The organism is Sorangium sp. So ce117 (assembly GCF_051524395.1).
In the GTDB taxonomy this organism is placed as follows: domain Bacteria; phylum Myxococcota_A; class Polyangia; order Polyangiales; family Polyangiaceae; genus Sorangium; species Sorangium cellulosum_B.
This window is the reverse complement of sequence record NZ_CP150309.1, coordinates 5,859,879-5,873,084: the sequence shown is the minus strand read 5'-3', so window position 1 is coordinate 5,873,084 and position 13,206 is coordinate 5,859,879. Positions and strand designations below refer to the sequence as shown.

Annotated in this window: 9 protein-coding genes; 4 read left to right on the top strand and 5 right to left on the bottom strand. The window is 71.5% G+C overall.

Annotated elements, in window-relative coordinates:
* Positions 1-113: 113 nt before the first annotated feature.
* Positions 114-1,523, bottom strand: a complete 1,410-nt coding sequence (locus tag WMF46_RS21900; RefSeq protein ID WP_437987353.1) for a sigma 54-interacting transcriptional regulator — start codon at positions 1,521-1,523, stop codon at positions 114-116.
* Here WMF46_RS21900 and WMF46_RS21895 point away from each other — a divergent pair.
* On the top strand, positions 1,522-3,567 hold the full coding sequence (locus WMF46_RS21895; RefSeq protein ID WP_437987352.1) for a cellulose binding domain-containing protein: 2,046 nt from the start codon (positions 1,522-1,524) through the stop codon (positions 3,565-3,567). The genes WMF46_RS21900 and WMF46_RS21895 overlap by 2 nt on opposite strands.
* A gap of 303 nt (positions 3,568-3,870) precedes the next feature.
* On the top strand, positions 3,871-4,830 hold the full coding sequence (locus WMF46_RS21890; protein WP_437987351.1) for a glycoside hydrolase family 11 protein: 960 nt from the start codon (positions 3,871-3,873) through the stop codon (positions 4,828-4,830).
* 88 nt (positions 4,831-4,918) lie between these two features.
* Here the strand turns inward: WMF46_RS21890 and WMF46_RS21885 are convergent, their stop codons facing one another.
* The gene (locus WMF46_RS21885; RefSeq protein ID WP_437987350.1) at positions 4,919-5,719 is read right to left on the bottom strand and encodes a DeoR/GlpR family DNA-binding transcription regulator; all 801 of its coding nucleotides are present in this window, start codon (positions 5,717-5,719) and stop codon (positions 4,919-4,921) included.
* A gap of 190 nt (positions 5,720-5,909) precedes the next feature.
* On the opposite strand from WMF46_RS21885, the gene WMF46_RS21880 reads away from it, so the two are divergent.
* Positions 5,910-7,127, top strand: a complete 1,218-nt coding sequence (locus tag WMF46_RS21880) for an MFS transporter (RefSeq protein ID WP_437987349.1) — start codon at positions 5,910-5,912, stop codon at positions 7,125-7,127.
* 77 nt (positions 7,128-7,204) lie between these two features.
* Here WMF46_RS21880 and WMF46_RS21875 read toward each other — a convergent pair whose 3' ends face one another.
* Complete coding sequence (locus WMF46_RS21875) at positions 7,205-7,834, bottom strand: class I SAM-dependent methyltransferase (protein ID WP_437987348.1); 630 nt, start codon at positions 7,832-7,834, stop codon at positions 7,205-7,207.
* A 136-nt stretch (positions 7,835-7,970) separates the two neighbouring features.
* Here WMF46_RS21875 and WMF46_RS21870 point away from each other — a divergent pair, with 136 nt between their 5' ends.
* Positions 7,971-9,236, top strand: a complete 1,266-nt coding sequence (locus WMF46_RS21870; protein WP_437987347.1) for a sulfotransferase family protein — start codon at positions 7,971-7,973, stop codon at positions 9,234-9,236.
* Between the two features lie 30 nt (positions 9,237-9,266).
* Here the strand turns inward: WMF46_RS21870 and WMF46_RS21865 are convergent, their stop codons facing one another.
* Entirely contained in the window at positions 9,267-10,100 is an 834-nt protein-coding gene (locus tag WMF46_RS21865) for an alpha/beta fold hydrolase (RefSeq protein ID WP_437987346.1), read from the bottom strand.
* Between the two features lie 430 nt (positions 10,101-10,530).
* On the bottom strand, positions 10,531-12,849 hold the full coding sequence (locus WMF46_RS21860) for a response regulator (RefSeq protein ID WP_437987345.1): 2,319 nt from the start codon (positions 12,847-12,849) through the stop codon (positions 10,531-10,533).
* Positions 12,850-13,206 lie beyond the last annotated feature (357 nt).

The window sequence follows — 13,206 nt, the reverse complement described above, 5'->3', positions numbered from 1 at the left end:
GGGCGAGGGAACTCTCGGATCACCCCCGGCGATCCGGAGCTCTCGGGCCGCCCGGAGCTCATCCGCGACCTGCCGCGTGCCTGTCGCCAGCTGGACGCCGGCGCCGCAGGACGTCAGGTGGCTCGCCGGGCGCGCAGGATCTGGAAGTACCGCCGCGCGATGCCCGACGCGGCCGCCGCGCTCCGGACGTTGCCCCCGTGCTGGGCGAGGACGCGCTCCACGTAGCGCCGCTCGAAGTGCTCGACGACCCGCTCCCGCGCGCGCGGGAGGGGCAGGTTGAGCGCGAGGATCTCCTCGATGACGTCGCCGGACGTCCCGGGCTCCGTGCCTCCGCGCGCGCCAGCAGGTGTGGAGGCCGGGGCCGGCGCGTCCGGGGAGGCCAGTCCGGCCCGGGTGATCTCGATCGGCGCGTCCTCGCCGAGCGCCACGCGCCGCGCCACGGCGTTGTAGAGCTCGCGCACGTTGCCCGGCCAGTCGTAGTCTTCCAGCCGCTCGCCGAACCCCTGTGGGAAGAGCGCGCCGCGGCCCGCGAGCTGCCGAAAGAAGTGGTGCGCGAGCACCGTGACGTCGCCCCGCCGCTTGCGCAGCGGCGGCAGCTCGATCCGGGCCACCGCGAGCCGGAAAAACAGATCGTCCCGGAACCGACCCGCCTGGATCTCCCGATCGAGATCGCGCCGCGTCGCCGCGAGCACCCGGATGTCCACGCGGATCCAGCGGTTCGAGCCGACGCGCTGCACCTCCGATCGCTGGATCGCGCGCAGCAGCTTGGCCTGCAGGCTGAGGTCGAGATCGCCGATCTCGTCGAGCAGCAGGGTGCCGCCGTGCGCCTCCTCGAAGACGCCGCGGCGTATCTCGTTCGCGCCGGTGAAGGCGCCGCGCTCGTGCCCGAAGAGCGCCGACTCCACGAGCGTCGGCGGCACCGCGGTGCAGTCGAAGACCACGAACGGCCCGGCCGCCCGCGGCCCCTGCTCGTGGAGCGCCTCCGCGAGCACCTCCTTGCCGGTCCCTGTCTCGCCCTCGATGACGACGGGGACGCTCGAGGCCGCGATGCGCTCGCACAGCGGATAGAGCCGCCGCATCTCCTCGCTGGCGCCGAGCAGTCTGCCGAACTGCACGGCGGGCGACAGCTCGGCCGCCTGCGTGACGCCGAGGGCCTCGACGCGGAGCACGGTCTCGCCGATCCGGACGAGCTCGCTGCCCTGGAGGTACGCGTCGCCGACGCGGATCCCCTGGACGAAGGTGCCGTTCGTCGATCCGAGGTCGGTGACGCGGAGCCGGGCGCCGGCGAGCTCGAAGGCCGCGTGGCGGCGCGAAACGAGCCGATCGGTGAGGGAGATGTCGCAGGCGGGGCCCGTGCCGGCGAGAACGCGCGAGGGCAGCCCCGGCGCCACCGTGAACCGGCGGCCCTCGTCCGGGCCCGCCATGACGGAGAGGGCGAAGCTCTCGGCCGCGGCCGCGGCGGGGCGCACCGGCCCGGGCAGGAGTTCGGTGGAGGCGGCATCGTCGTCGCTCAGCGGAGGCATGCTGCCATCTCAGCAGGCCTCCGCGCCGACGTCACGCGAGGCCGATCGCACCCCGAGGATCGCCGGGATCGCCCTCGTACGCACTCCCGGCAATGCTCCGTTGAACCTGTCGCTTCTAAGCCCAATTCGGCGCTGCTCAGCGCTGGCACGCGCCGTGCTTGAACTTGAAGACGGCCGTCTCGCCCAGACCGGGCGACGGCGGATCGGCCGACAACGACAGCGGGCGCCGCGCGACACGAGGCTCGGAGTCGACAGCGGCCCGGCGATGTCGCGCGATGCGGGCGTGAAAGGAGCACGATTGGCAATCATGAATTCGAGATATCTACATGCTTTCGAGCGGATGAGGTGGACTGGCCGGCGCACACGCGTGACGTTCCTCGAAAGGATGGCCGATTTCTTGCGGGCTCGTGCCCTCCGCCTTGCGTGCTTGGGCATCTTCGTCGCGCTCTCGACCTGCGGTCACTCGAGCGGCAGTTCCGCCGGAACGGCCGACTTTACCGTTCAGTACAGCAACTATGACGCCGCCGCGCCGAACGACACGATCGCCGAGGCCGGGATAAAGATTCGCAACAACACCGCTGCCCCGATACCGCTGAGCAGCATCGTCCTACGCTACTGGTTCACGAAGAACGGCGCGACGACCGTGACCCCGGCGTGCTGGTGGTGGGGCCCGGGCTGCAGCCGAATCACGCTGACGACCGGGGCAGTGTCCTATACGGGCGCCGATCGTTATGTGCAGATCGGCTTCACCAGCGCCGCCGGAAGCTTGGCTGCGGGGGCGACGATCCAGCCGATCGACCTCGGGATCGAGTTCGACACGAACGTCGTCGAGACCGACGATTACTCGTACGGAACCCAGACGACCTTCTCCAACTCTGGCCGTATCACCGTGCACGACGCCGGCTCCGCGCCCACGGGCGGCCTGCGCAGCGGCACGCCGCCGAGCGGCAGCGTATCGCCGCCTCCGGCCCCGATCTCCCTGACGGCCACGGCGTCGAGCGCGAGCGCGATCTCCCTGAGCTGGGCGGCGAGCAGCGGTGCGACGAGCTATGACGTCTACCGATCGACAACGTCGAGTTTCACGCCTGGCACGGGAAACCAGATCGCCAGCGGCGTGACCTCTACCAGCTACAACAGCACCGGCCTGGCTGCGTCGACCACCTACTATTACAAGGTCACGGCCCTGAATGCGGGCGGCGCGTCTGCCGCCTCCAATCAGGCGAGCGCGACGACCCGGGCAGGCAGCGCGGTCACGGCCGAGTTCTTCGACGATTTCAGCTACAACGGGACCAGCGACGCCAACTTCACGAGCTGGTGGTCGCTGCGGAGCTGGTCGGGGGCGCCGGGGGTGAGCGATGCGGCGTGGCTGGAATCCAACGTTTCGCTGGTCGCTGACCCGCAGAGCTCCACGAACAAGCTGATGCGCCTCAAGGCGAGCACGAGCGGCACCGGAGCGACCACCTCGCAGGCCGAGGTGATCACCCATGCCCAGAAGTTCCGCTTCGGCACCTACGCTGCCAGGGTCAAGTTCAACGACACCCCGCTGTCCGGCACGCGTTTTTACGCCGACAAGCCCGTCGAGACCTTCTTCACCTTGACCGAATGGGCCGTCGGCGACCCGGACTACTCGGAGCAGGATTTCGAGTACATGCCCAACGGCGGCTGGGGCCAGGGCAACACGAGCACGATGTGGCTGACTTCCTGGGAGACGTCGGACGTGAACATCTCGAGCTTGGTCTCCGCGAACTTCAACGGCTTTCACACGCTCGTTCTCCAGGTTACCAGCACGTCCATCAGCTATTACATCGATGGGGTGCATCGCGCGACGCACGGTTCCATGTACGTTCCAGAGGTGGACCAATTCATCTTCTTCAACCTCTGGTACGATGAGCTCGATGCGGCAAAGGGCAGCTCGCGGACATACCACGAGGATGTCGACTGGGTCTATTTCGCCGAGGACGCGATCCTGTCGTCCGCCGAGGTCGACGCGAAGATAGCCAACTTCCGCTCTTCGTCGGTTTCCCGTCGAGACACGGTGCCTTAGAGGGGAGATCCCTCTCTTCGGACACAGGCCCACCTCGGCGCGCGGCATGTCACCGCGCCACGATGGCTGCTTCGTGGAGGGCACGCCGTCGACCTTCAGCCCTCCCGCGTCGCGCAGCGCATGGAGCGGGATGTTCGCGCGGGTCTGGAAACTTCTGCCCGATGCGGCGAGCCGACGACGAGCTGCCCTTCCAGCGGTTCGCCTCCCTTGATCACCCCGTGCAACCCCTGGCATGCTCCAACCATGAAGCTTCTCGCTCCGTCCCGTTGGTCGCTGGGTACCCTTGCCGCTTGCCTCGCTGCCGTGGCTTTCACGGGCTGTTCCGACTCCGGGGAGGGGAAGGACGACGACGGGAGCGGCGGATCGATCGCAGGATCCACCGTCGGCAGCGGAGGCGGTGGTCAACCGGGCGCCGGGGGCGCGGACGCTGCTTCCGCTACTACGGGAGGCGTCACGGGGAGCGGCGGCGCGAGCAGCAGCAGCAGCGGGCTCCCTGGTGCGGGCGGAGCGACGGGTGGAGGTGGCTCCCCCGGCGACGGCGGCGGGTCCACCGGCGAAGGCGGGTCCACGGGCAGCGGCGCGACCACCTGCCCGCCGGCGACACCCCTGACCGGAGGCAGGGAGTATTGCTCGAACAGCAAAGGCAATGCGGGCAATGGTTACGGTTATGAGCTCTGGGCGGAGGGAAGCGGGACGGGCTGCATGACCGTGCACGGCGTCGACGCCGCGTTCAGCGCGAAATGGAACAACGTCGAGGATTTCCTTGCGCGCGTCGGGCTCGACTATAACCAGACCCGGAAGCACGCCCAGATCGGCACCTTCTCGGCGGAGTTCGCGCACACCAAGACGGAGGAGGACGGCGGCTTGACGTACATCGGTATCTACGGCTGGACCGTCAACCCGCTGCGCGAGTTCTATATCCTCGACGACTGGGGGAGCGTGAAGCCGGCAGGGTTTTCTTCCGACGGGACGCCGCGGGACGAGGTCGGCACGCTCACCGCCGATGGCGAGACCTACGACGTGTGGAAGAAGACCCGCGTGAACAAGCCGGCCATCACGGGGGATAGCGAGACGTTCGATCAGTATTTCAGCATCCGGCGGACGGCTCGCACGTGCGGCACCATCTCCATTTCCGAACACTTCACCAAGTGGGAAGCGCTCGGCCTTCCCCTGGGGAACCTGCACGAGGTCAAGCTGCTGGTCGAGTCCCAGAACAACAGCGGGACAGTCAAGTTCACGACGGCGAAGGTCGTCGTGAGATAAGCGAGGGCGTCGAGGCACCTCGAGATCGGCATGGCCAGCGCGAGCCTGCGCCTCCTGGACGTCGTGGCAGGCTCGCTGACCGGCTGGTTCAGGCCGGCTCCACCTCGAGGTCTTGCGTGACGGTGACGCCCGCGGCCCGGTAGGGCGCGAGCGCCTCCTTCGACACGCCGCGCTCGGTGAAGAGCCACGTGAGCTCGCTCAGCGGCGCGACCACGTAGGGCGACACGGTGCCCAGCTTGTCGGCGGTCACCAGCGCGACGACCTCGGCCGAGGCCTCCACCATCGCCCGCTTCACGTACGACTCGTCCAGATCCAGCGTGGTGACGCCGAACGTGGGATCGAGCGTGCACACCCCCAGGTAGCAGAGGTCCGCCCGGATCTGGCGCACCCCCGCGATGGTCACCCCGTCGGCGGCGGCCAGCGGGTCCTTGCGCACGCGCCCGCCCAGCAGGACCACCTCCACCCGCGGGTGCTCCGAGAGCGCGATGGCGACAGGAGGGCTGTTGGTCACGACCGTCGCCTCGAGATCGCGCGGGAGGTGGCGCGCCACAGCCACGTTGGTCGTCCCGCTGTCGATGAACACGACCTGACCCCGCTTGATCAAGGTCGCCGCGGCCCGCGCGAGCTCCTCCTTGGCCTTCGGCCGCTCCCGCTCGCGCGCAGGGAAGCTCGGGTTCACCCGCGAGACCGGCAGGCCGCCGCCGTGAACCCGCTGCAAGAGCCCCTCGTTCGCCATCTCGCGCAGATCGCGCCGGATCGTGTCCTCCGAGACCCCGAAGGCACGGCTCAGCTCTGCCGCCACCACCTTCCCGTCACGTTCCAGTACCGCGAGAATATGCTGGCGCCGCTCGGCCACCATCAGGCCGGAGGTGTCTGCGTTGTTTTGCACGGTTGTTCCTGTTTGTGCACGAAGTTGCTTGCTCCGGTCCAATCCGGCCCCAAGATCTTTCCCTGATGTTCACGAAAATGCACGAACCTTCCGGGGAGCCTCCAACTTTGACCGCCGTCCTCCGGACGGTTTTCCCCGGGCCGCGGCTGTGCGCCAGCGGCTCGCCTGGTCCTGCGCGGGGGGTGCTGTGATGGGCGTCTCCCTCTCGCTCGTCGACGACGTCGCGCGCGCTCGGCGCGCCGTCTCGGTCATGTTCGTGGCGAACGGCATCGCCTTCGCGTCCTGGGCCGCGCGTGTCCCTGCGGTCCGCGAGCGGCTCGGGCTGCGCGACGGCCTGCTCGGCCTCGCCCTGCTCGGCCTCGCCTGCGGGGCGATGCTCGCCTTCCGCGCCGCCGGGCCGCTCGTCGCCCGCTTCGGGAGCCGGCGCATCACCCGGGTCTCGGCCCTGCTCCTGTGCGCGGCGCTGCCCCTGCCCGCGCTCGCCCCTTCCTTCGCCGCGCTCGTCGCGGCCCTCCTGCTGCTCGGCGTGTGCAACGGCCTCATGGACGTCGCGATGAACGCGCAGGCCGTCGAGGTCGAGCGGCGCTCCGGTCGGCCCATCCTCGCCTCGGTCCATGGCATGTTCAGCCTCGGCGGGCTGATCGGGGCGGCCCTTGGCGCGCTCGCGGCCGACCGGGCGCTGTCGCCCGCGGCGCACCTCGCCGCCGTCGCCGCCGTCCTCGCCGCGGCCGTCGCGCGCGAGGGCAGGGCGCTCTCGGCCGACGCGCGCCCCGAGCCCGCGACCGCGGCCGGCCCCGGGGCCGCACGCTCGACAGGGCTGCTCCTGCTCGGCCTCGTCGCGTTCTGCTCGTCCGTGGGTGAGGGCGCGATGGCCAACTGGTCGGCCGTCTACCTCCGCGACGAGCTCCACACCACCGCGGCCTTCGCGGCGACCGGCTACGCCGCGTTCTCGCTGGCGATGCTCGTCGGGCGGTTCTCCGGGGACGGGCTGACGCAGCGGTTCGGCGCCGATCGGGTCGTGCGCGCGGCCGGGGTCGTTGTCGCGGGCGGGCTCGGCGCGGCGCTGCTCGCCAACGCCCCCATCGCCATGCTGCTGGGGTTCGGGTGCGTGGGCGCCGGACTGTCCGTCGTGGTGCCGCTGGTCTTCCGCGCCGGGGCGAGCGCCCCCGGCGTCGCGCCCGGCAAGGCGCTGGCGACGCTCGCCACCCTGTCGTACGGCGGCTTTCTCGTCGGCCCTCCGGCCATCGGCCTTGTCTCCGACCGCCTCACCTTGCGCGGCGGCCTCGCCCTCGTCGTCGCGCTGGCCCTCGTGATCGTCGCGCTGGGCCCGGCGGTCATCCGCGGGCCCGCGTCCCGCGCCCCCGCCGCCCGCACGCCCGCGCGCCCGCAGGTGATCAGGGCGCACTGACCGCGGGCGCCCGCGCGTCTCCGCCCGCTTCGGGGCGATTGACCGCAAGCTGACTGCAAGCTGCTCTCGCCGGCGGTTCAGCGCTTGCGCCACACCGTCGCCAGCCAGGGCTGCTGCTCGCGCGGCCGGTCCGCCGGTCGATAGTAGTGCTCGATCTCCTCGAACCCGGCGGCGGTCACGTGCTCTCGCCACCGCTCGAGCGACCAGTAACAGCCGTACCGGTCGCCCGACCACCCCTCCCGATCGTCGCCGCGCGGGTTCGAGCTGAAGAGGACGCCGCGCGGGCGGAGCGCGGCGTGGAGCTCGCGGAGCACGCGCGGCAGCTCCTTGCTCGGCACGTGGAACAGCGACGCGTTGGCGAATATCCCGTCGAAGCGCCCGGCCTCGAGGTCGAGGCGCAGGAAGTCCTGGTGGAGCACCTCGCAGCCCGCGTGCCGCCGCGCCATCTCGACGAACCGCGCGGACCCGTCGAGGCCGACCGGGGTGTGCCCCGCCGCCCGGAACGCCGCGAGATCGCGCCCGGGGCCGCAGCCGAGATCGAGGATCGTGAACGGGCCTGCCCCCTCCAGGGCCGCGAGCAGCGCGGCGCGGTTCTGCGAGACGTCGTGATCGCGCGTGCCCTCCCAGAACGACAGGGCGTGATCGTCGTAGTGAGCCAGCGTTTTCTCGGTGAGCGCGGAGTGCCGGGGGGCGCTGTCGTCGTGCATGGCGGCAGTGTGGGCCCGGAGCGCCCGGCCGAAAAGGATCGGATGCGCTCGTGGTGCAGCCGCCGCGTGGCCCGCGTGCGCCCGCCCGTTCGGCGCTATCCCTCCGTGCCGCGCGCCCCTACCCTGAGGGCGGCGCATGTACGGACCCACCCGATCGACCCCTCATCCGTACCGCGTGTCGATGCCGTTCCGCGCGCTCAACGCGGTGGGGGCGCGGATGGGGCGCTCGGCCCTGCGCGCGCTCGCTCCCCTGGACGTCGATGCCCTGTTCGAGCGCGCCCGGCGGCGCACGGGCCTGACCGATCCCGGCGAGGGCTGGTTCTGGGAGGGGCTGCGGGTCCTCTCCGCTTCGCTCGAGGACGAGGCCGATCTGGCCCTGCTCGGGAGGCTCGGCTTCGGCGACGAGATCGAGCGGCAGATCGCGAATCGCCTGCTGCTGCGCGAGGACATGCGGCGCGTGCCGCGGATCGCCGAGCAGCGCACGCCGCGCCCGGTCTTCATCGTCGGCTATCCACGGACCGGCACGACGCTGCTGCACAACCTGATGATCCTGCACTCGGACGCGCACGCTCCGCGCTTCTGGCGGCTCCAGGCGCCGTCGCCGCCGGTCCGCCCCGAGGACGAGGCCCGCGACCCCCGGCGCGCGGCGGCGAGGCGCCGCGTCCGCCTCGCGCACGCCGTCTGTCCGATCTTTGCCACCATCCACGAGCTCTCCGCGGACGGCCCGGAAGAGTGCGTGTTCCTGATGCAGAACACCCTTCTTCCCTGTGTCCGCGCCGAGACGCCGTCGTACCGGCGGTGGGCGCTCGATCAGGACCTCGTCCCGGACTACCAGCATCACCGCCGCCAGCTGCAGGTCTTGCAATGGGGGCGCCCCGAGGGGCGCTGGGTGCTCAAGTCTCCCTTCCACCTGCCGTCGATCGCCGCGCTCCTGCAGGTGTATCCGGACGCGTGCATCGTGATGACGCACCGGGATCCGCTCCGGGTCGTCCCGTCGTTCTGCAGCCTCGTCGCCGCCGCGCGCGCGATCCACCAGCGACGGGTCGAGCCGCGCGCGGTCGGCCCGGGGGCCCTCGAGCTGCTCGGCGCCATGATGGACCGCTTCCTCGAGGCCCGCGCGCGGCTCGACCCGGCGCGGTTCTTCGACGCGAGCTACGAGGAGCTGACCGCGGATCCCGCCGGGCTGGTGCGGCGCATCCACGAGCGCTTCGGCCTCGGGTTCGACGGCGCTGTCGCCGCGCGGATCGAGGGGTGGATGCGCGAGCACCCGCAGCACCGCTGCGGGGTCCATCGCTACGCCCTCGACGAGTTCGGGCTCACCGAGCGGGAGGTGCTGGACCGGTTCGGCGGTTACCTGGAGCGGTTCGGCGAGCTCGCCGCGGGGAAGCGAGGGCGGGGCTGAGCCGGAGAGCGGGAGCGCCGTAGTCCGGGCTCAGGCGGCGTCCAGCCATGCCTCGAGCTCGGCGGCGAACGCCGCCGGCGCGTCGAGCATCAGCCAGTGGCTGGTCTCCGGCAGCACGACCGCCGTGAGCGCGGGCCTCAGCGCGTGCAGGCTCTGCGGCCATGCGTTCGCGGGGGCGACGATGGCGTGGGCGCGGGCGCCCGGAGCGGCGAGGTAGCGGTCCAGCGCGTTCACCGCCTCGAACTCCAGCAAATGCCGGGACATGCCGAGCATCCGGTCGTGCGGCGTGGTGGCGACGCGCGCCAGCACAGTCTCCCGGGTCGCGGGCGTGCTGCCCGCGAGCGCCTCGTTGAAGGTGGCAACGGCGGTGTCACGCCAGCCGTCCGCCGCGAGGGCGGCGAGGTAGGGCGGGAAGTGCTGCGCCTGGACCTCCGCCGGGATCTGCGTGAAATCCCGGGGCGGGTCTGCGAGCAGGAGGCGCGCGACCCGCTCCGGATGCTCGGCCGCGACGGCGAGCGCCACGAGCGCGCCGTAGCTGTGGCCGACGAGCGCCACGCGGGGGAGCGCCAGGGCGTCGAGGACCGCGAGCACGTCGGCCGCGCACGCGGAGGGAGCGTAGTCCGCGTCGGGCGGGGGCTCCGACGCGCCGTGCCCCCGGAGGTCGATGGCCACCGCGCGCCGCCGGCCGGCGACGTGCGCGAGCGGCGCCTCCCAGAAGCCGGCGTGGCCGACCATGCCGTGCACGAGCACGACCGGCGGCGCCTCGCTCGAGGGGCCCGCGCCCGCAGCGGCAGGAGCGCCCGTGGCCGGATGAACGACGATGTGGAGCGCGCCCGCAGGGCCCGCGACGGTCAGGGAACGCATGTGCGTCTGCTACCTCGGTGTGTGGGGCCACGTGAAGGGGCCGTGTTGCGCTGCGAGGGCGGAGCGTAGGCGAGGCGCCTGTTCGAAGCAAAGGTGCTCTCCCAGGAGGGCGTCGCCGTGGGGTACACGCAGGTCGATGTCCTCGGAGCCGAGGAGAACCGGTCGTCGAGCCGATACGGCTCCTTCAGGAGGACGGGTTCGAGGTGAACGACATGCCTGTTGACGAACAGGCTCCCGCAGAGCGCCCCAGAGATCGCCTTCTCGCTCTTTTCCACGAGCCCCTGAGTTGGCCTGTCGTCCGCTCCCCGGCACCAGGGGAGAGCGCGAGTTCGTCCCAGGTCCCACGCGACGGCCACCCTCTCCGGGGGCCGGGCGGCTCGGCGGCGCCCCAGCCACCCGGACGCGAGCCTGCCTGTACGGCGGCGAGCCGCTACGCCTCGGCGCGGTGCAGCTTCTGAACGAACGCCGCGAGCCCCGGCGGCGACGACGTGAAGTGGATGCGCACGACGTCGTCGGCGCGCGCGTCGAGCTCGATCACCTTCGCATGCAGCTCCCCGCCGAGCTGCTCGGCGAGCGGGCCGGACGGGTGGATCTGGAGGTTCGTGAAGGGCGCGGGCCGGGGATGGATCCGCAGCACGGCGCCGAAGGGCGAGAGCCCGAGGATGAAGGCGGACTGCGGCTCGCCCTCCACACGCTTGCCCGCGAGGCGCGCACAGACGACCGGCAGCGGCGACGAGAGCGAGAGGATCTCGACCCGCCGCTCGGGGAGGTAGAGCCGCTCGGGGTTGTCGAGGCCCAGCACCTCGTGGACCAGCACGCGGTTCGAGAACCCCTTGACGGCCAGCGCGTGGCTCTGGCCGAGCAGGAGGCCCACGCCGGCGGCGCGGCGCGTGGTGTCCGCGATGAGGATCTGGCGGCCCACCGTGCACGACTCGATGCGGGACGTCAGGTTCACCTGCGCGCCGACAACGCCGTATTTCGTGCGCGCCTCGGAGCCGATGTTGCCGACGACGACGGGGCCGGTGTTGAGCGCGATGCCCATCTGCAGCGTCGGCAGGCCCTCGGCGCTGTTCTTCTCGTTCACCGCGTCCATCGCGATCTGCATCTCCAGCGCGCAGGCGACCGCGCGGCGGGTGTCGTCGCCCGCGGGGAACGGGGCGCCGAAGAGCGCGAGGATCGCGTCGCCGATGAACTCGATGATCGTGCCGCCGCGCGCGACGATGATGCGCGCCATCTCGCCGAGGTAGCCGTTCAGCAGCCGCATGACGACGTCGGGCGGCATGCTCTCGGTCATCGTCGTGAAGCTGCGGAGGTCCGTCATCATGATGGTCACCTCGCGCTCCTCGCCGCCGAGGAGCTGGGCCTCGGGCGAGGAGAGCAGGCGGTTCACCACGTCGTCGCTCAGGTAGCGGCCGAACGTCTTGCGGATGAACTCGCTCTTGACCGACAGCTCCGCCGCGAGCTGCGAGAGCTGCTCGCGCGAGCGCTTCAGCGTGAGCTGCGTGTCGAGCCGCCCGAGCAGGATGTCGAAGTCGATCGGCTTCGTCACATGGTCGTTGGCGCCGAGCTTGAGCGACTCGACGACGTCCTCGCTCGCGCCGCGCGTCGTCACCATGATCACGGGGAGCTCGGCCTGCGACCGGCTCTGGCGCAGCGCGGAGAGCACGCCGAGGCCGCTGATGCCGGGCATGTTCACGTCGAGCAGCACGGCGTCGAAGCGCTCGCGCGCGGCGAGCCCGAGCGCGCGGGGTCCGTCCTCGGCGGAAGCGGTGCGGTAGCCGTTGTTCTGCAGCACCCGGCAGAGGACGTCGCGGTTGCCTCGGCTGTCGTCGACCACGAGGATGGTGCCGCGCCCGCTGCCTTCGATCTCGGCGTGGACCGCGGGCTCCTCGTGCGGGGAGGGGATGCTGACCTTCACGCTCGAGGGCGCGTCCTCGTCGCCGTTCTCCATCGCCTGCACGATGGTGAGCAGCTTGCGCGACGCGAGCTCGATGTTGCGGATGTCCTCGATGTGCTGTGGCGCGACCTTGCCCTGCAGCGACGCCACGAGCAGGCGCGTGTAGCCGAGGATCTGGTTGATGGGCGTGTACGGATCGTGGCCCCCGCCGTGCGGCTCGTGGAGCCGCTGCGGCTCGCGCCCCGCGGTCGACCTGGCCGGCGGCGCGGGCTGATGCGCGGCGGGCAGCCCGCCGGTCGCCGTGCGCCTGGCCGGCGACGACGCCGGCGCGTGGCCACGGCCGGCGTCGTCGTGGCGCGACCCCTCCGGGACACGCGAGCTCGGCGGATCGGGCGGCTGGGTCGCGGGCGCCGCGGGGGAGCCCTCGGGCGGGTCCCACCGGTCGAACGGATCCTGCAAGGTGTAGCCGCTGCGCGCCGCGGCCGCGGCCGCGGCGGTCGGCCGCTCTCGCCAGCCGCGCGCCTCCTGCGACGCATAGGCGCCGTGCGGAGAGAGCGGGACGCTCGGCCGATCTCGCCGCACGCGCGCGTCGGCCGGGAAGTGGCTGCCGCGCGCCGGCGGCGGCGCGTGCTGCTGAGGAGGCGGGAGGGTGCTGCCCCCGCGGTTCGATGCGGGCGCCGGCGGCAGGGCGCTGCCGCTGCCGGCGCTGTTGCGTGTCGGAGGCGGCGCTGACGGCAGGGCGCTGCTGGCGCTGGCGCGCGACGGGATCGTCTCCGGCGGGGTCCCTCGCGACGGCACGGGGCTGACCGTTGCCTTTTTATGCGCGTCCTTGTCGGAGGGGGATCGGCTCATGGTTCCGGCGATTCTACGCCTGCGCGCGTAGACGCAACCATGGATGACACCCGCGCTTCATTTTTTATCGCACCCCTACGCCTCAGCTTCAGCCTCAGCGCGGCTGGATTTCCTCCGCCGGCGTACGCGCGAGCTCCGCGGGTGTCCAGGCCGTCCTCGGCTGGGTGAACTCTTTCAGTGAGCCGGCATCCAGAAGACGAGAGGCTTCAATCGTCCTCTAGAAGACAACCCGCCTGTCGCGGCGCGTGATCCGGGGAAGCGCGAGCGCACCGCGCGGGTGGAGCTCCGGACAGGCCCGCCCTCCGATGTCGGACGATGCCGACACCCCAATGGGTCTCGCCGCGTCCTCGAGATTCC